Raw genomic sequence first — 17,137 nt, 5'->3', positions numbered from 1 at the left:
GATGAAGCACGCATTCGTTCGCGCCGCGCTCGGTGCCGCCCTGGCTCTCGCTCTTCCGATGGCCGCCCAGGCGCACAAGATGTGGATGGTGCCGTCCGCCACGGTGGTTTCCGGTGACGACGCCTGGGTCACCGTCGATGCCGCCGTCTCCAACGACTTGTACTACCCCGATCATTTCCCGGCACAGCTCGACCAGCTGGTCATTACCGCACCGGATGGCAGCACCGTGCAGGCGGAGAACGAAAACAAGGGCAAGTACCGCAGCACGTTCGATCTGGCCGTGCCGCAGAAGGGCACGTATCGCATCGCGCTGGTCAACCAGGGTGTGTTCGCGACGTACGAACTGGACGGCCAGAAAAAGCGCTGGCGTGGCAACGCCGCTGACCTCAAGGCGGGCCTGCCCGCGAACGCGAAGAACGTCGAAGTCAACGAAATGGCCTCGCGTGTCGAGACCTTCGTGACCCAGGGTTCGCCGAGCACGGGCGCGCTGAAGCCGACGGGCAAGGGCATGGAACTGGTCCCGGTGACCGCGCCCAACGATCTCGTGTCCGGTGAAAAAGCGACCTTCCAGTTGCTGGTGGACGGTAAGCCGGCCGCGGATGTAAAGGTCGTCGCCATCGACGGTGCGACGCGCTATCGCAATGCGCAGGATGAGATGGATACGACGACGGACAAGGACGGGAAGTTCTCGTTTACCTGGCCCGCCGCCGGGATGTACTGGGTGAATGCTTCGGCCGAGGACAAGAAGACCTCGACGAAGGAAGCGAAACAGCGTCGCCTGGGCTATACGGCGACTCTCGAGGTGTTGCCGCAGTGATCCGGGCGGTCGCCCGCAGGGCGGGTGCCCGACGGGCGTTTGTCGTCCCGGCCGTTTTAGTGCTGCTGGCGCTGATGGTCTCGCCCGGGGCGGGCGCGAAGGATGTGCGCCGCTTCGAAGGCGACACGATGGGGACGACCTGGTCGGTGAATGCCGTGTTGCCCGATGGCGCGGACGATCGCGCCATCGAGGCGGGCATCCAGGCCGAGGTGGATCGCGTCGTCGCGCAGATGAGTACGTACGAGCACGACTCCGACCTCAGCCGGTTCAACCGCGCACCGGCGGGCACGTGGCAGACGTTGCCGCCGGAGTTCTACGGCGTGCTGCGCTACGCGCTCGGACTGGCGAAGGATTCCGGTGGCGCGTACGACCCGACGGTGGGCCCGCTGGTGAACCTGTGGGGATTCGGCCCGGACAAACGCCCCCGCGAGGCGCCGACCGCCGCGGAGATCGCGGCAGCGCGGGCGCGCGTCGGATGGGACCGCATCCGTCTCGATGATGCGGGCCATCGCGCGTGGCAGCCGGGTGGCGTCTACGTGGATCTGTCGTCGGTGGCCAAGGGCTTCGGCGTCGATCAGGTGGCGCTTTTTCTCGATGCATCCGGAGTCGCGGCCTATCTGGTCGAGGTCGGCGGGGAGTTGCGCGCGCACGGCCGCAAACCCGACGGTACGCCCTGGCACGTCGGCATTGAGCGTCCGGGCGCGGCTTCCGGCGCGCTCGATTCGCCGGACGAGGTCGAGCGGATCGTTTCGCTGACCGATCGTGCGATCGCCACCTCGGGCGATTACCGCCATTACTTCGAAACGGGCGGCAAGTTCTACTCGCACCACATCGATCCGCGCACGGGCTTTCCCGTGGCGCATCGTATCGCCTCGGTCAGCATCATCGCGGACGACTGCATGCATGCTGATTCGCTGGGCACCACGATGACCGTGCTGGGGCCGCACGAAGGCATGGCGTACGCCAGGCGCCACGACATCGCCGTGCTCTTCATCCTCTACGGCGAGGATGGAAAATTCATCGAGCGGATGTCGCCGGGTTTTTCGAAGGCGCTGCATCCGTGACGAAGCGGGACCGATTCTTGCGGAGTGCCGCGTGAGGATGCCGGTCGGACAGATCGCGATCGGTATCGCGCTGGCCGCCGTGGCCACGTGGTTCGCGACCCTGCACGATTTCACCGGCACGCAGGCGTCGGACTGGCCGCGCACGGGGCTCGCTTCCGCGATCGTCGTCGGGTGGGCGGCCCTCACCGTGGCGCTGAACCGGCGACGAGCTCCCGTCGCTGTCGACACCGGTTCGGACACCATCCACGTCGTGTACGCCACGCAGACCGGCTATGCGGCCGAGCTCGCGAACCTCACGGCGGCCACCTTGCGTCACGGCGGCGATGCCGTGGCCTTGCAGTCGATCGACACACTGACCCCGGCGACGTTGCTGGGGGCGAAACGCATGCTTTTCATCGCCAGCACGACGGGCGAGGGCGACGCGCCCGATCCCGCCACGGGTTTCCGCCGGGACGTCATGGCCGGTGCGCTGGCTCTGCAAGGCCTGTCGTATGGCTTGCTGGCCCTGGGCGACCACGATTACGAGGACTTCTGCGCCTTCGGGCACGACCTTGATCGCTGGTTGCGCGGCAGTGGCGCCGTACCGGCTTTCGATCTTGTCGAAGTGGATAACGGCGATCCGGGCGCGCTGCGTCACTGGCAACACCACGTCGCCGGGTGGGCCGGTTCACCCGAGGCGCCCGACTGGGTGCGTCCGGCTTATCAGTCGTGGCGGCTGGTCGAACGCCGGTTGCTCAATCCCGGCAGTGCCGGCGGCCCATGCTTCCATATCGCCCTGGCACCGGTGGACGCGGCGCATCTGCGTTGGGATGCGGGCGACGTGGTCGAAATCGGACCGCGTCGTGGGCGCGATGATGAACAGGTACATCCTCACCGCGAGTATTCCATCGCCTCGCTGCCCTCCGATAAAACGCTGCATCTGGTGGTCCGTCAGCAGCGGGATGCGACGGGGTCGCTGGGACTCGGCTCCGGCTGGCTGACCGCACTTGCCGATATCGGTGACGCGGTCGATCTGCGCGTTCGCCGTAACGAAGGCTTCCATGCGCCGGGCGACGACCGTCCGATGCTGCTGATTGGCAACGGCACCGGGATCGCGGGTTTGCGGGCCTTGCTGAAAGAACGTGTGGCACGCGGACACGTGCGCAACTGGCTGATCTTCGGAGAGCGGCACGCCGGCGTCGATCGCCTCCATGTGGATGAGCTGGAGCGATGGCGAGAGGACGGCCGGGTGGAACGGCTGGACCTGGTCTGGTCGCGCGAGACGCAGGGCCCGCGTTACGTACAGGACCGTCTGCGTGCCGCGGCCGATGACGTGCGCAGCTACGTCGACGACGGCGCCGCGATCTATGTCTGCGGCAGTCTCGCGGGGATGGCTCCCGGTGTGGATGCGGCCTTGCGGGGCATCCTCGGCGAGCGGGCCGTCGACGACATGCTCGCCGACGGCCGATATCGCCGCGATGTCTACTGACGCTCAGACCACGCGCAGCGTCACGACGCCTTCTTTGTAGCTTTCAAAACGCAGCGCGGTCAGGTCGGCGATCCACTCGACGTCTTCCGCGATTTCTTCCGGATGATCGCCTGCGATAGCGATCACGCGCGAGCCCGCCGCCCGTCCCGCATCGATGCCCGCTTTCGCGTCTTCGAAGACCAGGCAGTCCTCAGGCGCCGCACCCATGCGTTTTGCGCCGAGCAGGTAGCCCTCGGGATGCGGCTTGCCGTCGGTGACGATTTCACCGGTGACCATGAGCGGCGGCGGCACGATCCCGGCCGCGGCCAGACGCCCGGTGGCCAGGGTGGTGTCGGCCGAGGTCACGATGGTCCACGTTTCCTGAGGCAGCGCGGCGAGCAGTTCGAGCGCGCCCGGAATCGGCACGATCCCTTCGACGTCGTTCACTTCCTCGTTGTACAGGCGCTCGTACGCGGCATTCACGTCCACACCCGGCGGGGCGAAACGGCGCACCGAATCCAGCATGCGCACGCCGTGCAGACGGGGGAGGACGTAATGCCAGTCCAGACCGTTCTCGTCACACCAGCGTTTCCAGATCTTCTCGACGAGGACGCGTGAGTCGATCAGCGTGCCGTCCATGTCGAAGAGCAACGCGCGGGTCTGGATGACCGTGTCCGATTCAAGTCGCATGATGCCTCCGGTAGGGGAAATTCCTTCACCATACCGGAGGTGTGCGGATACGTCAGCGTGCGGCCTGGGCGGCGTGGTTGCGGATCGCATCGGCCAGGATGGTGCTCACTTCCTCGGAGGCCTTGCGCGATGCGTCGGCCTGCCTGCGGCCCCATTCGGCCATCGTCTTGCCTTGCAGCGCGCGCTGCTGCCCTATCTGCGCCATCTGCCGGGCGATGGCGGCCTGCTCGCGGCCGATGGCGTCGTTACCGGCCACATAGGCGGCTTCATCGCGCGGACCGGTCGACGTCATCTGTTTCGAGATCAGCTCACTCTGTTTCGCGCTCAGCTTCGCCATCTGCTCGCTGAGCACTTCCTGCTTCCGGTCCAGTCCAGCCTGCTGGTCCGCCATGATCGCGGCCATGTCGGCGGGCTTTGACGGCGCCGCGTAGGCCTGTTGAATGCGTTTCACGTACGCGGGGTCGCGGATCACCCAGGCCTGCCTGCCTTGACGGAACCATACAAAGTCCTTGCCGACATCCCGGTAAGCGGCCTCCGCGCGCTGGAAATCGCTGCTGCTGCCACTGGCGACGTGAATGTCGTTGGAGAAGTAGAAGAAGCCGTTGGTGGGCTCACCATGAACGTCTTCCGACCATACCGCCGGCACCGGCGGGGCTGGCGGTACCGGCGGTACCGAGGCCTGAACGGGCGCGACAGGTGCCACGGGCGGGACAGGTGCCACGGGCGCGACCAGCGACGTGGCGGACATCGGTGCGGGCGCAGCCGCTGGCGCGGGTGTGGCGGCGGGTGCCGGCGCCGGTGGCGTGGGCGGTGGCGGCATGTAGAAGCGCGACACCGTCGTCTTGCTCTGGTCCGCCGCCACCACGCGCCACGGGAACACACCCACGGCGGCGATCGCGGCGACGAGGCACCAGGTCAGCACACGGGGATGACTATCGTTGGCCTGAGCGAGCATGAGCAGTCTCCTCTTCAGCGAATGAAAGGTGGGCGAGGCACCGGGCAGCGCGTGATGCGGAGGCGGAGTCACGCCGAGCCGCAGCAGCAGGCGGCCGTACGTTTTCGTGATCGTGCCGCCCCGCGATACGACCAGCGCGTCGCACGCGGCTTCACGGCAAAGGGCGTACTCGCGTACGGCGAAGTGAACCACGGGGTGGAAGAAGAACAGGGCGCGGGCGATCGCGGGGATCCAGCCGAGCATCAGATCGCCACGGCGCACGTGCGCGAGTTCGTGCATCAGCGCGAGATCGAGATCTTCGTCGCTGAGGCGTACCTCGAGCGGCAGGAGGATGGTCGGGTGCCACAGGCCGACGACCTGAGGCGAATCCACTTCGGGCGATACCGCGAGTCGGGGTGACCGGTGAAGGCCCGTCTCGCGGGCGCGACGGGCGCAAAGCGTTTCGATGCGGACGTCGTCGTGAGGCATCGCGCGATGCACCACCCCCGCCAGCCTGCGCCAGCGCAGGCTGGCGACAGCGGCTTGAACCGCGACGGCTAGCAGCCAGATGAACAGCAACGTGGCCGTCCACGAGACGGTGCCATCGCCGGCGGGCATCGTATCCATGGCGCCGGGCAGGGTGAGCGGCGCGATGGTCGTCACGGGCTCGACGGGGGCGATCGTCGCCGCGGGCAACAGCGGGAGGCCGAGCAGCGTCGGCGACACGATGCCTGCGATCAGCTGGGCGCCGAGCAACCACCACAAGGTCGCCTTCGCCGAGGCCGACATCGTGGGAACGAGGCGGCACACGGCGTACACCACGCCGGCCAGCAGCACGGCCTGCACCGAGGCATGGACGAGGCGCGAGAGCAGCGTATCGAAGAGAGCCTCCATGTCAGCGCCCCTTGCGTCGCGACTGCAGGGTATCGACGAGCGCTTCGAGTTCCGCCAGTTCGCTGTCGCTGACCTGGCCGCGTTCGGACATCCAGGCGACGAAGGGCGACACCGAACCCTGCAGCGTCTTCTCGACGAAGCGGGCCACGGCGCCGGTCATCACTTCTCCGCTGCCGTTGGTCACGCTGTAACGGTACATGCCGTCGACGTGCCGGCGCGTGAGATACCCCTTCGCACGCAGGCGTTCCATCATCGTCAGCACCGTGGAGCGAGCCAGGCCACGGCTCTCCCCGAAGGCGGCACACACCTCCGCGACCGACGATTTCGGTGTTTCCTCGATGTGCTGGAGAAGGGCGAGTTCCTGATCGCCCACGGTCTTGTTGCGCATGCCACCGCTCCTGACTACAGATGTAATCAGCCTGCGCCTGACGACACGTGTAGTCAAGCATGACCTTCGGCACGGACCCATGAAAAAAGCCTCCGCCGTTAGGGCGGAGGCTTTCGGGTACCTCGTCGGTCGCGAAGGCGAAGGCCTCCGCGAGAGATCAGGCGGCCGCGTCCTTGAGCTTCTTGAGCGGACGGACCTTGACCTTGACCGAGGCGGGCTTGGCGGCGAACCAGCGCTCTTCACCCGTGAACGGGTCCTTACCCTTGCGCTTCGGCTTGGCCGCAACGGCGACGGAGGTGATCTTCAGCAGGCCGGGCAGCGTGAACGTGCCAGCGCCCTTCTTGTGAACCGACGCGTTGATCGCGCCTTCGAGCGAGGCCAGAACAGCCTTGACGCTCTTGCTGTCGACGCCGCTCTGCTCGACGATGTGCGAGACGAGCGTGGACTTCGAAAGCGGATCCTTGATCGGCTTGAGAGCAGCCGGGGCCTTAGCAGCCTTCACGGCGGCCTTGGCGGGAGCCTTGGCAGCCTTCTTCGCCGCCGTTTTTTTGGTCGTGGCCATGGTTATCCTTGTCACTTGAATCGAATGAGGCGGCCTTTCCGGCCGGTGCCCAGCGGGCGACTCACTCTAGCGTTGCTTTCGTCCGCTGAAAATAGGGTCCGCGAAGTTTTTTTGCATTTCGAGCCCTTTTTTTCAGGTTCCGTGTGACGCAGTGCGGAAAATCCCCCGTCAGGAGGATGTCTCCGCCATGCCTGCTAGAACCTTGTCCAGCGTCAGCGGATAGTCGCGGATGCGCACGCCGCACGCGTTGTACACCGCATTGGCGATGCAAGCGCCCGCTCCCGAGATACCGACCTCGCCGAGTCCCTTGATCTTCAGGGGATTGGCCTTGTCATCCAGTTCAGGCAGGAAGATCGCCTCCATCGGGCCGATGTCCGCGTTGACCGGCACGTGGTATTCCGCGAGATCGTGATTGACGAAAGCGCCGTGACGCGGATCGAGCACGATCTCCTCGGACAGTGCGGAGCCGACGCCGAAGATCATGCCCCCCAATGCCTGCGACCGCGCGGTTTTCGCATTGAGTATGCGGCCGGCGGCAAACACGCCGAGCATGCGGCGCAGACGGATCTCGCCCGTATCCATGTCGACGCCCACTTCGGCGAAGAAGGCGCCGTATGAGTTCTGGTTGTACTTATTGTTGTTACTGCCGGGCTCGATGCCGCCATCGGCGGACAGGCCGTCGACGCCCGCAATGGCCGAATAGCTCACGCGCTTGTCGCCATGGGAGACGTGTCCGTCTTCGAAGCGTGCATGCGTGGGATCGATGCCTGCCGACTGGCAAAGCCGGGTGCGGAGCTGCATGCACGCGTCATACAGACCTGACCCGGCGCTGGCGGCGCCGAATGAACCGCCTGACCCGGGCGTCTCGGGAAAATCCGAGTCGCCGAGCAAAATGGTGACGCGCTCCATCGGCAAGCCGAGCAGGTCCGCGGCGATCTGCGTGAATACCGTATATGAGCCCGTGCCGATATCCGTCATGGCCATCCGGGCGGTGAGCTGACCGGTGCCATCCAGATGGACGTGCGCTTTCGACGCCTGAAGCATGTTTCCGCGTACGGCGGACGACATGCCCATGCCGATCAGCCAGCGTCCGTCACGGACCTGCCCGGGTTTGGCGATGCGTTTATCCCAGCCGAAACGACGCGCGCCTTCGCGCATGCATTCGACGACCTGGCGAGACGAAAACGGCACGCCGAGTTCGGGATCCACGGCGGGCTCATTGCGAACGCGCAGTTCGATCGGGTCGATGTCCAGCGCGACAGCCAGCTCATCCATGGCGCCTTCGAGCGCGAGGAGGCCGACCGCCTCGCCCGGCGCGCGCATCGAAATGGCGGGCGGCAGGTCCAGATCGATCTGGCGGTGCGTATTCCGCCGGTGCTCGCCCGCATAGCGGGAACGCGTGCCGAGCACCGTCGGTTCGAATTCATCGTTGCCGGGCTCGTTACCCGACCATGCTTCATGCGCCTCGGCAAGAATATGGCCCTGCGCATCCGTGCCCAGGCGAACGCGCTGCACGGTGTTGGTACGGTGCCCTACGACGTGAAATAGCTGCTGGCGGGTGAGGGCAAGCTTGACCTTGCGGCCCGTGGCCCTGGCGGCCAGCGCGGCCAGCACGGCGTCGGGCTGTACATCGAGCTTGCTACCGAAGCCGCCACCGATATAAGCGGAGAGAAGCCTGACCTTTTCGGGCTCGATACCAAGCGTGGCCGCGAGCGCCTTGCGCCCTGGCGTAGGCATCTGGTTCGACGTCTGGACAACCAGCCGGTCGCCGTCCCAGCTGGCGATCGTGGCGTGCGGCTCCATCGCGGCATGGAACTGGAACGGCGTGGTGTACGTCACGTCCAGCTGGTGAGGCGACTTTGCGTAGGCGGCATCGAAGTCGCCCTTGCTGGTATCGGCTTTCGCGAAGGACAGATCCTCCGGCTTGCGCGCACCGTCGATACCGGCCACGAGATCGAAGCGTCCAGGCTTCCCGTCGTATTCCGGCCGGATCAGTCCGGCGGCATGGCGCGCCTGTTCATAAGACTTTGCAACGACCAGCGCGACGGGTTGGCCGTAGTGCCTGATCTCATCGCCGACGAGCTGAGGAATGGCCTCGTCCGACGACGTGTCCTGCGGCGGTACGTTCTTCGCGGTGATCACGTGGATGACGCCCGGCGCACGCTCGACCGCCGACGTATCCATCCGGATAACGCGTCCGAGCGCGATCGTCGCGAGCACGGGGAACGCGTACGCCACATCGCCGACGCCACCGTGTTCCGCGGCGTAGGCAGCCTTGCCCTGGACCTTCAGCGGACCATCCACGCGGTCGACCGGCTTGCCGGTGAAGCCGCCCGGGTTATCGTCCAGCGGCGTGTGCCCCACCACCGTGTCCATGCGAATCGTCATGCGTCGGTCCTCCCGCTGGCTTCGACCAGCACCGCACCCAGGGTGCGGCGGGCAAGCACTGGTTTGAAATCGTTGTGCCCCTGACCACGCGCATCGGCCAGCGCGTTCTCCGCGAGGGTGCGCAGCGACACTTCGTCGCTGCCGACACCCGCGGCGGCGCGCTCGAGCTCATCGTCGCGCCATGGCATGGGGCCGACGCCGCCAAAGGCGATGCGAGCGTCGGCAATCCGGCCATCCTCGAAATTCACGATGGCCGCTACCGAGATCAGTGCGAACGCGTACGACGCGCGATCGCGCACCTTGCGATACACCTGCCGTCCCGGCGGCGGAGGGGGCAGGGTGACGTGCGTGATCAGCTCACCGTCCGCCAGCACGTTTTCCACCTGAGGCGTGTCGCCGGGCAGGCGATAGAACTCGCCGATCGGAATTTCACGCACATTGCCATCGGCGGCTACCGTGTGAATCACGGCGTCCAGCACGCGCATCGCCACCGCCATATCGGACGGATGGGTCGCGATGCATGAGTCACTCGCGCCGACGATGGCGTGGATGCGGTTGTACCCGCCGATAGCTGCGCAGCCGCTGCCGGGATGGCGCTTGTTGCACGGCATGGCGGTGTCATAGAAGTAGTAGCAGCGGGTACGTTGCAGCAGATTGCCGCCCGTCGTGGCCTTGTTGCGCAGCTGCCCCGACGCACCGGCGAGCAAGGCACGCGACAGGACGGGATAGCGTTCGCGCACGCGGGGATCGGCGGCCAGGTCGCTGTTGCGCACCAGCGTGCCGATGCGCAGGCCGCCGTCCGCGGTTTCTTCGATAGCGTCGAGACCGAGACGGTTGATGTCGATCAGATGCTCGGGCGTCTCCACTTCCAGCTTCATCAGATCGAGCAGGTTTGTGCCGCCGGCGATGAAGCGCGTGCGGCGATGGGCCGCCGCGGACGAGGCGGCATCGGTCGGCGTGGTCGCGCGTGCGTAGGTGAACTGTTTCATGCGTCGGTCTCCGCGGCGTCGGCAATTGCGGCGACGATGTTGGGATACGCACTGCAGCGACAGAGGTTGCCGCTCATGCGTTCACGAATCTCTTCGTCGGTCAGAGTAGGCGAGCCGGCGACGTCCGTGGTGACCACGCTGGGCCATCCGGCGCGCACTTCCTCGAGCATGCCGGTGGCGGAGCAGAGCTGTCCCGGCGTGCAATAGCCGCACTGGAACCCATCGTGCCGGACGAAGGCAGCCTGCAGCGGACTAAGCACATCGCCCGTGGCCAGGCCTTCGACGGTGGTGATCGAGTCGCCGTCGTGCATCACCGCCAGGGTCAGGCAGGCATTGATCCGACGGCCTTCGACCAGCACCGTGCATGCGCCGCACTGGCCGTGATCGCAGCCCTTCTTCGAGCCGGTGAGTCCGAGATGTTCGCGCAGCGCATCGAGGAGGGTCACCCTGGGGTCGAGGTCGAGCACGTGAGTCGTGCCATTGATCCGCAGGTGGGCCTGGACCGTGTCGATACCGTCGACGCGTTCGGAAGTGTGGTTCATGACGCCGCTGGCTTCTGCGCCGTGGCGCGCCGCGTCGATGGACGAGGTGTTGGTCTTCGGCTGCATGCCGCTGTCTCCGTGGGTGGGCGACGAATATGCGTCGCTGCCTGGGTGAAGCCACGGTTTTATCGCTCGTGCCGTGAACGGCGCGCGGCGGAACGCGCCGTTGGGGTTCCCATGCTCTTTACATGTCGACGCGGTCAGTCGCGATCGAGAAGCCCGGTAGCGATGGCGCGTGCGACATCGTCTTCGGTATCCACGTCGACAGCGAGTGCGTCGGCGCGGATCGCGAGCGGCGCCTCATCCGACCAAAGGGCGCGAAAACCGGTGTCGCCGCGGAGGTGCGTGGCGCGCGCCAGCGTGGCCGCACGCAGCACGGCGGGTACGCCCAGGGTCTCGCCGTACGCGGTCACCGTATCGCGCGCGCCGTCGTGTGCGGCGAGCAGCCTGACGAGATGTGCTTCGTCGAGCGCCAGCTGATCCACGACCACGACGAGCACCGGGTCGTGGCGTCCGGCGAGCGCGTCGGCCGCTAGTCGGAGTGACGATGCCATGCCCGTGGCCCAGTCCGGATTGAATACGGCCATGGCGCCGTTCAGCTGGCCGCACAGGCGTTCGGCATAAGCGCCGAGCACGGCAATCGTCTTGCCCGGGCCGGTGGCCTCGACCAGACGCGATACGCGGGCGATGAGGCTTTCGCCGTCGAGGGTCAGAAGCTGTTTCGGTCGCCCCAGCCGCTGGCTGCCGCCCGCTGCCAGGATGACGGCATCGTGGCCGCCGATCACGATGCCCGCGCGCGATCGCGCTGGCAGACCTGAGCGAGGATGGACAGGGCGATGCCGTGCGGGGTTTGTGCGCCGATGGGCAGGCCTGCGGGAAGATGCAGCCGGGTCAGATCGTCGTCGTCCACACCGTCGTTCTTTAGTCGCTCGACGCGAGTGCCGATCTTGTTGCGGCTGCCAAGGATACCGACGGCGAACGCCGGGGAGCGCAGCGCATGCCTGGCGACCGCGTGGTCGATCTCGGCGTCGTGGCTGAGCGAGTACACGGCGGTGCGTTCGTCGAGGACGAGTTCGCCCAGCGACGCCGCCAGGCTGCGCGAGTCGTAGCCGGTCAACGCGATGCCGGGCGGCGGTTCGGCCGGCCCATGCGGCCGCAACAGGACGACTTCCACGCCCATTGTCGGCGCGAGCTGGGCAACGGCGAGCGTCACCGGGTCGCCGCCGACGGCGACGAGGCGCAGGGGCGGCATATGGACGCAGGCGTAATGACGATCGTCGGGCGCAATGTGGCCTTCCACGATTTTCCACGCGCCGCTGTCGCGGTCCGTCATCACCGTCACGGTACGCCGCTCGCGGCGGGCCACGCCCAGCGTGTTGGCGTAAGCCGACGGTTCGCGCAGCTCCCTGACGAAGATGCCGATGCGCCCGCCGCAGGTGAGCTGGATATCCAGGACCGGACTGCCGACACCGTAATCCAGCAGGCGCGGGCGCCCCTCGGCCAATACCATCGCGGCCTCGCTGGCGACGGCGGCCTCGACGCATCCACCGGAGACATAGCCCGCGACGCGTCCGTCCGCAGCGATCAGCATTTCGCTATATAGCGGCCGCGGGGATGGGCCGTCGGTGGAGACCAGCGTCGCGAGGGCGACCCGGCCGGCATGGGCGAAGTCGCGCAGCGAAGGCAGCAGGTCGGCGATCAGGGCGTAGTCGGGCCAGGCTGGCCAGACCGGCGCGGCGGATGGGTTCAAGGCGTTCATCGCGGAAGTCTGGCACGATTGCGTGTGAAGGGCCCGGCGCGGCCGCATACGTCCCGCTTACGCCCATTGTGCTTTCCTGAGCCGATATGTCCCCACTCATCGATCGTCACGGCCGTACCAAACGCAAGCTGCGGATCTCGCTGACCGACCGCTGCAATTTCCGCTGCACTTACTGTATGCCCGAGCACCCCGACTGGTTGCCCCGAAGCAGCCTGCTCGACCGGGGCGAGGTGGTGCGCCTTGCGGGATTGTTCGTCGACAGCGGCATCGATCAGATCCGTCTGACCGGCGGTGAACCGCTGTTGCGCCGCGACCTGCTCGAGTGTGTCCGGGAGATCGGCGCCCTGCGCGAACGCGGCCTGCGCCGCCTGTCGATGACCACGAACGCCTCGCGCATCGCACCGAAGGCGCGTGAACTCGTGGCCGCCGGCATCGACGATTTCAACGTGAGCCTGGATGCAATCGACCCGGACACGTTCCGTCGGCTTACCCTGCGAGAGATCGCACCGGTGCTGGACGGTATCGACGCACTGACCGACGCCGGCGCCAACATAAAGCTCAACGCGGTCGTCATCCGCGGAGACAACGAAAAGGACATCGTGCCGCTGCTGGAGTGGGCGATGGCTCGCGGCATTCCCTTGCGGTACATCGAATACATGCCGCTGGATGCCCCGGGACACTGGAAACGCGATGCCGTGGTGTCCGAGGCGGACATGCTGGCCGCGATCGGCGTCAGCCATCGCGTCGAGCACCAGCCCCGGAGCAGCGATCCGGCGACACCGTACCTCGTCGACGGGCATTACCCGTTAGGCATCATCTCCACCGTTTCCAACCCCTTCTGCTCCACCTGCGATCGCCTGCGCCTCACGGCGACGGGCGAGTTGTTCACCTGCCTGTTCTCGCCACTCGGTACACCGCTGGGTGCGCGCATGCGCGAAGGCGTCTCTGACGAAGTTCTGGGTGAGCAGGTGCGCCGCGCCGTCTGGCTCAAGGATGCGGGCTACGCCGCACGGCCGGGGCCCGTGGACCGGCCGGTGACCATGCATGCGATGGGTGGGTAGGTAAGTCATTCTTCCGGATCTGTCATGAAACAAGTCGTTTTCGAACTCTTCGCCAACCTCGAGCGTCTGGCCGGCCAGCATGAGTGCGTCATCGAGGTCACCGACGATGTCGGCACGGTGGGCGACGCGGTGGCGCGCCTGGCATCGGCGCGTCCCGAGCTTGCGGGACCGCTGGATCGCTGCGCCTGCGTGTCGGGCGACACCATCGTCCGCCGTGCGGACGCCTTGCCGGCCGACGGCCGGATCGCCCTGTTGCCGCCGGTCGCGGGAGGCTGAGTCATGAACCGTGACGTTCTCTCGCATCTTCCCGTGGCGGTCGAACCCTTGCTCGAACTCGAGGCGCACCCCGAATGCGGTGGCCTCGCGCTGTTCGTCGGGACGGTCCGCGATCACCACGAAGGCCGTTCCGTCAGGCACCTGGCGTATACAGCGCACGAGCCGCTCGCCGCGAAGATCATCCGTGAGGTGGAGCAGGCGACCCGCGAGCGCTACGGCGTGCCGTATGTGCGTATCGTCCACCGGCTCGGCGATCTGTCGATAGGCGATATCGCCATCGTCTGTGTCGTGCGGGCCCCTCATCGCGCCGAAGCCTTCGACGCGTGCCGCTATGCGGTCGATGCGGTAAAGCATGGCGCGCCCATCTGGAAAGAAGAGTTCTACACGGACGGAAGCAGTGCCTTCGTGGAAGGTTGTTGCATCCGCGACGACCTCGACGAAGAGACGCCCCGTTCGCATCACCACCATTCGCATACGAGCCACGGATGAAAGACGTCAGCCAGAAACCCGACTCCCTGCGTATCGCGCGCGCCACCGCCACGCTTCACGCGCCGGCGGCATGTATCGACCTGTTGCGCACGGGCGAAACCGAGAAAGGCGACCCGCTGAAAACCGCGCGGGTCGCCGGCATCCTCGCCGCGAAGCGCACGGATGAACTGATTCCGCTGTGCCACCCGCTGCCGATCCATCGCGCGGACGTGCACTACGAACTGTCGGACACCAGTGTCCGCATCGTGGCCGAGGTGCAGACCATCGGCCCGACCGGTGTCGAGATGGAAGCGCTGACCGCGGCCAGCCTGGCCGCCCTGACCATCTACGACATGCTCAAGCCTTATGCGGAGCCCGAAGAGCTGCACATCGAGGATTGCCGGCTCGAGCGCAAGGTCGGCGGCAAGTCACATTACCGCCGCGCGCTGCTGACGTCCCGGAGCGCCGCCGTTGTCGTGCTTTCCGACACGGTGGCCAGCGGCGCGAAGGCGGACACGGCTGGCGCCTACGTGCGCGACGCCCTGATCCGCGCGAACTTCGATCCGGTGGAATACGCGGTCATCGCCGACGACGCGGCCGTGCTGGGCGATCTGCTGCGTTCGCTGGTCGCCGCCGGCACGGCGCTGGTGGTCACCGTCGGTGGCACCGGCCTGAGTCCGCGCGATATCACGGTGGACACCGTCAAGCCGATGCTCGATATCGAGATCCCCGGCATCATGGAAACGGCGCGAGCCTTCGGCCAGCAACGCATGCCGTTCGCCATGCTGTCGCGCGGCGTCGCGGGTTACGTCGGTGAATCGCTGGTGCTGACCTTCCCGGGCAGCCGGGGGGGTGCCAGCGAGTCCCTGGCGGCGACCTTGCCCGGCATCGTGCATCTCCTCGAAACCGGCCGTACCGGCGGAAAGCACGCGGGCGGTTACGGGGAGCCGCACTGATGGCTCTCCTGCCTCTTGGGGAAACCTTCGGGCACTACCGTCGGCACGTGGAGCGACTGCCGACGCATCATGTCGCACTCGAACTCGCGCTGGGCGCGGTGCTTGCGGAGTCCGCCATCGCGCGCATCGCCCTGCCTCGCTTCACGCAGAGTGCGGTGGACGGCTACGCGTTGCGCACCGTCGACGGGCAGGCTGAGCGTTCACTGGTCGGCACGTCGGCCGCGGGCGATCCCGCCGATGTCGTCGTCGGGTCGGGTCAGGCCGTCCGCATCCTTACCGGAGGCGTGCTCCCGCAAGGCGCCGACGCCGTGGCGCGGCAGGAGATCGTCCAGCGTACCGGCTCCGGCATCGCACTCACGGAGGCGGTGCGCGTGGGTGAGGCCATTCGCCACGAGGGTGAGGAACTCGCGGCGGGTGCGACCATCGCCGAGGCGGGGCAGCGTGTCACCGCCGGCCTCATCGCGGCGCTGGCCATGGCCGGCGTGGAGACGGTGGAGGTCTATCGTCGCCCACGCGTCGCCGTCCTGGTGACGGGCGATGAAGTGGTGCGCGCCGGCGAGCCGCTCGGCCCTGGCCTGGTGTATGACGCGAACGGTCCGTTGCTTCGTGCGTGGTTCGTCGAGCACGGGTACGGTGAGCCGGTGGTCGCTTACGTGCGCGACGACGAGGCGGCGCTGGAAGAAGCCATGAGTGCCGCGCTGGACAGCGCCGATCTCGTGGTGACCAGCGGTGGTGTCTCCGTCGGCGACCGCGACTTCGTACCAGCGGTGGCCGACCGTCTGGGGGTGCGCAAGGTGTTCTGGAAGGTCGCGCAGAAGCCCGGCAAGCCGCTCTGGTTCGGCACGCGTGAGGGAAGAGCGCTGCTGGGTATGCCGGGCAACCCGGCGGCCGTGCTGGTGTGCCTGTCGGTGCATGCACGCGCCGTGCTGGCGCAGCTCGAGGGCGAGGCCGTCGATCAGCCGGCGTGGCGGCAGGGTCGGCTCGGGGCGCCTGTCGAGGCCGATGGAGAGCGCGATCGCCTCGTCCGGATGCGTCTGGACATGAGAGACGGCGTGGCGTCGCTCGACGTCTTGCCGCGACAGGAGTCGCACATGCTCAGCAATCTGGCGTCCGCGCACGCGCTGGTGTGGTTACCGTCACGCTCGGAGGCGTTCGTCGCGGGCGAGCGCGTGGCGTGGATCCCGTTGTGACCTGATGCGACAAGGGCCCGGTATGACCGGGCCCTTCGTTCTTACCAGGCCTTCACGTCCGACACGACGACCGTGTAGTCGGTCATGTCCGGCGAGTAGCGGAAGAGGCGGCCGAGGTCGAAATCGACGCTCTTGCCCGGCTCGATATTGGACGTGCCTGCCGGCCAGCCCTGCTTGCTGGCGACGACCTTGCCCGAGGCATCCTTCGCGTCGATGCGGATCTGCGCGGCGGCGGCTTCGGCGCACTTGTTGACCAGGTTGCCCTTCATGCTGAAGCGCGGCTGGCCCGAACCCTGCTGGAGCTTGACGCCGAAACCTTCGACGGCGAAGTCCTTGGCGGCACAGGCGGCGTGGGCGGACAACGGGGCTGCGACGAACAGCGCGACGGCGATGGCGATCTTCTTCATGGGTGACATTACCTGTCGATAGGGGAAAGGCTGCGCCGCTCGTGAGAGAGGGCGTTAGCTGACGTATCGGCAGGTCGCATGGGGACTTTAGGCGAAATATGACAGGGGTTTTTTTGGCTCGGCTTGCGCCATCGCGTTTGGCTTTGTCGCGGTGTGTCGTGTCGTGTTGGAGAGACGGCGGGGGTGACCCTCGCGGCCACGCCTTCGGCGACCCCTCAGGGAAGGGCCGCTACCGCGGCCGTATTTCAATGGCCTTCGGCCGGGTCGGGCTTCGCCTGGGGGTTTTCGAGTCGGCTGTCCCTGCC

The 17,137-nt window shown here is 66.8% G+C and carries 18 protein-coding genes; 8 read left to right on the top strand and 10 right to left on the bottom strand.

What is annotated here, in order from left to right:
* Position 1 precedes the first annotated feature (1 nt).
* Genes BLT40_RS07385 through BLT40_RS07375 form a run of 3 tightly spaced genes read left to right on the top strand, consistent with a single transcriptional unit; the run spans position 2 to position 3,349 of the window.
* Complete coding sequence (locus tag BLT40_RS07385; protein WP_079523057.1) at positions 2-817, top strand: DUF4198 domain-containing protein; 816 nt, start codon at positions 2-4, stop codon at positions 815-817.
* A 59-nt stretch (positions 818-876) separates the two neighbouring features.
* Positions 877-1,881 carry an FAD:protein FMN transferase gene (locus tag BLT40_RS07380; protein ID WP_255363975.1) on the top strand — a complete coding sequence of 335 codons (1,005 nt, stop codon included), beginning with the start codon at positions 877-879 and terminating at the stop codon, positions 1,879-1,881.
* A gap of 37 nt (positions 1,882-1,918) precedes the next feature.
* Positions 1,919-3,349: a sulfite reductase subunit alpha gene (locus BLT40_RS07375; RefSeq protein ID WP_090352556.1), complete on the top strand. Its 1,431-nt coding sequence runs from the start codon at positions 1,919-1,921 to the stop codon at positions 3,347-3,349.
* A gap of 3 nt (positions 3,350-3,352) precedes the next feature.
* Here BLT40_RS07375 and BLT40_RS07370 read toward each other — a convergent pair whose 3' ends face one another.
* The 9 genes from BLT40_RS07370 to BLT40_RS07330 form a co-directional block, all read right to left on the bottom strand.
* Positions 3,353-4,018 (bottom strand): HAD-IA family hydrolase, encoded by a 666-nt coding sequence (locus BLT40_RS07370; RefSeq protein WP_036111007.1) that lies wholly within the window; start codon positions 4,016-4,018, stop codon positions 3,353-3,355.
* 52 nt (positions 4,019-4,070) lie between these two features.
* The gene (locus BLT40_RS07365) at positions 4,071-5,846 is read right to left on the bottom strand and encodes a M56 family metallopeptidase (protein WP_090352554.1); all 1,776 of its coding nucleotides are present in this window, start codon (positions 5,844-5,846) and stop codon (positions 4,071-4,073) included.
* A gap of 1 nt (position 5,847) precedes the next feature.
* On the bottom strand, positions 5,848-6,234 hold the full coding sequence (locus BLT40_RS07360; RefSeq protein ID WP_036111013.1) for a BlaI/MecI/CopY family transcriptional regulator: 387 nt from the start codon (positions 6,232-6,234) through the stop codon (positions 5,848-5,850).
* Positions 6,235-6,391: 157 nt separating this feature from the next.
* Positions 6,392-6,796 carry an HU family DNA-binding protein gene (locus BLT40_RS07355; protein ID WP_036111016.1) on the bottom strand — a complete coding sequence of 135 codons (405 nt, stop codon included), beginning with the start codon at positions 6,794-6,796 and terminating at the stop codon, positions 6,392-6,394.
* 168 nt (positions 6,797-6,964) lie between these two features.
* Positions 6,965-9,172: a xanthine dehydrogenase family protein molybdopterin-binding subunit gene (locus BLT40_RS07350; RefSeq protein WP_218124559.1), complete on the bottom strand. Its 2,208-nt coding sequence runs from the start codon at positions 9,170-9,172 to the stop codon at positions 6,965-6,967.
* 8 nt (positions 9,173-9,180) lie between these two features.
* The gene (locus tag BLT40_RS07345; RefSeq protein WP_036111019.1) at positions 9,181-10,173 is read right to left on the bottom strand and encodes an FAD binding domain-containing protein; all 993 of its coding nucleotides are present in this window, start codon (positions 10,171-10,173) and stop codon (positions 9,181-9,183) included.
* Entirely contained in the window at positions 10,170-10,781 is a 612-nt protein-coding gene (locus tag BLT40_RS07340) for a 2Fe-2S iron-sulfur cluster-binding protein (protein WP_090352553.1), read from the bottom strand. The genes BLT40_RS07345 and BLT40_RS07340 overlap by 4 nt, the downstream gene beginning before the upstream one ends.
* A gap of 134 nt (positions 10,782-10,915) precedes the next feature.
* Positions 10,916-11,500, bottom strand: coding sequence for a nucleotidyltransferase family protein (locus BLT40_RS07335; RefSeq protein WP_090352552.1), 585 nt, complete (start codon positions 11,498-11,500; stop codon positions 10,916-10,918).
* Positions 11,497-12,474 carry an XdhC family protein gene (locus tag BLT40_RS07330; protein WP_090353792.1) on the bottom strand — a complete coding sequence of 326 codons (978 nt, stop codon included), beginning with the start codon at positions 12,472-12,474 and terminating at the stop codon, positions 11,497-11,499. The genes BLT40_RS07335 and BLT40_RS07330 overlap by 4 nt, the downstream gene beginning before the upstream one ends.
* An 86-nt stretch (positions 12,475-12,560) precedes the next feature.
* Between BLT40_RS07330 and moaA the strand changes: the two genes are divergently transcribed.
* The 5 genes from moaA to BLT40_RS07305 are packed head-to-tail and all read left to right on the top strand — an operon-like array spanning position 12,561 to position 16,425.
* Positions 12,561-13,535 (top strand): GTP 3',8-cyclase MoaA, encoded by a 975-nt coding sequence (gene moaA, locus BLT40_RS07325; RefSeq protein ID WP_090352551.1) that lies wholly within the window; start codon positions 12,561-12,563, stop codon positions 13,533-13,535.
* A gap of 24 nt (positions 13,536-13,559) precedes the next feature.
* Positions 13,560-13,811, top strand: coding sequence for a MoaD/ThiS family protein (locus BLT40_RS07320; RefSeq protein ID WP_036111031.1), 252 nt, complete (start codon positions 13,560-13,562; stop codon positions 13,809-13,811).
* 3 nt (positions 13,812-13,814) lie between these two features.
* A complete protein-coding gene (locus BLT40_RS07315) occupies positions 13,815-14,300 on the top strand; it encodes a molybdenum cofactor biosynthesis protein MoaE (RefSeq protein ID WP_090352550.1) in 486 nt (161 codons plus the stop codon).
* The gene (moaCB, locus tag BLT40_RS07310) at positions 14,297-15,235 is read left to right on the top strand and encodes a bifunctional molybdenum cofactor biosynthesis protein MoaC/MoaB (RefSeq protein ID WP_036111034.1); all 939 of its coding nucleotides are present in this window, start codon (positions 14,297-14,299) and stop codon (positions 15,233-15,235) included. The genes BLT40_RS07315 and moaCB overlap by 4 nt, the downstream gene beginning before the upstream one ends.
* The gene (locus BLT40_RS07305) at positions 15,235-16,425 is read left to right on the top strand and encodes a molybdopterin molybdotransferase MoeA (RefSeq protein WP_090352549.1); all 1,191 of its coding nucleotides are present in this window, start codon (positions 15,235-15,237) and stop codon (positions 16,423-16,425) included. The genes moaCB and BLT40_RS07305 overlap by 1 nt, the downstream gene beginning before the upstream one ends.
* 41 nt (positions 16,426-16,466) lie before the next feature.
* Here BLT40_RS07305 and BLT40_RS07300 read toward each other — a convergent pair whose 3' ends face one another.
* Positions 16,467-16,832: a hypothetical protein gene (locus BLT40_RS07300; RefSeq protein WP_036111039.1), complete on the bottom strand. Its 366-nt coding sequence runs from the start codon at positions 16,830-16,832 to the stop codon at positions 16,467-16,469.
* Positions 16,833-17,137 lie beyond the last annotated feature (305 nt).

Origin of the sequence: Dyella sp. 333MFSha, from assembly GCF_900102405.1 — a bacterium.
Taxonomy (GTDB): Bacteria; Pseudomonadota; Gammaproteobacteria; order Xanthomonadales; family Rhodanobacteraceae; genus Luteibacter; species Luteibacter mycovicinus.
This window is presented reverse-complemented; position numbering and strand designations above follow the sequence as displayed.

Coding starts and splice junctions, on each gene's coding strand:
- BLT40_RS07350 (WP_218124559.1), bottom strand. CDS start 9,172: ATGGACACGGTGGTGGGGCACACGCCGCTGGACGATAACCCGGGCGGC.
- BLT40_RS07315 (WP_090352550.1), top strand. CDS start 13,815: ATGAACCGTGACGTTCTCTCGCATCTTCCCGTGGCGGTCGAACCCTTG.
- BLT40_RS07355 (WP_036111016.1), bottom strand. CDS start 6,796: ATGGCCACGACCAAAAAAACGGCGGCGAAGAAGGCTGCCAAGGCTCCC.
- BLT40_RS07340 (WP_090352553.1), bottom strand. CDS start 10,781: ATGCAGCCGAAGACCAACACCTCGTCCATCGACGCGGCGCGCCACGGC.
- BLT40_RS07305 (WP_090352549.1), top strand. CDS start 15,235: ATGGCTCTCCTGCCTCTTGGGGAAACCTTCGGGCACTACCGTCGGCAC.
- moaA (WP_090352551.1), top strand. CDS start 12,561: ATGTCCCCACTCATCGATCGTCACGGCCGTACCAAACGCAAGCTGCGG.
- BLT40_RS07345 (WP_036111019.1), bottom strand. CDS start 10,173: ATGAAACAGTTCACCTACGCACGCGCGACCACGCCGACCGATGCCGCC.
- BLT40_RS07360 (WP_036111013.1), bottom strand. CDS start 6,234: ATGCGCAACAAGACCGTGGGCGATCAGGAACTCGCCCTTCTCCAGCAC.
- BLT40_RS07300 (WP_036111039.1), bottom strand. CDS start 16,832: ATGAAGAAGATCGCCATCGCCGTCGCGCTGTTCGTCGCAGCCCCGTTG.
- BLT40_RS07365 (WP_090352554.1), bottom strand. CDS start 5,846: ATGGAGGCTCTCTTCGATACGCTGCTCTCGCGCCTCGTCCATGCCTCG.
- BLT40_RS07385 (WP_079523057.1), top strand. CDS start 2: ATGAAGCACGCATTCGTTCGCGCCGCGCTCGGTGCCGCCCTGGCTCTC.
- BLT40_RS07320 (WP_036111031.1), top strand. CDS start 13,560: ATGAAACAAGTCGTTTTCGAACTCTTCGCCAACCTCGAGCGTCTGGCC.
- BLT40_RS07330 (WP_090353792.1), bottom strand. CDS start 12,474: ATGAACGCCTTGAACCCATCCGCCGCGCCGGTCTGGCCAGCCTGGCCC.
- moaCB (WP_036111034.1), top strand. CDS start 14,297: ATGAAAGACGTCAGCCAGAAACCCGACTCCCTGCGTATCGCGCGCGCC.
- BLT40_RS07370 (WP_036111007.1), bottom strand. CDS start 4,018: ATGCGACTTGAATCGGACACGGTCATCCAGACCCGCGCGTTGCTCTTC.
- BLT40_RS07375 (WP_090352556.1), top strand. CDS start 1,919: ATGCCGGTCGGACAGATCGCGATCGGTATCGCGCTGGCCGCCGTGGCC.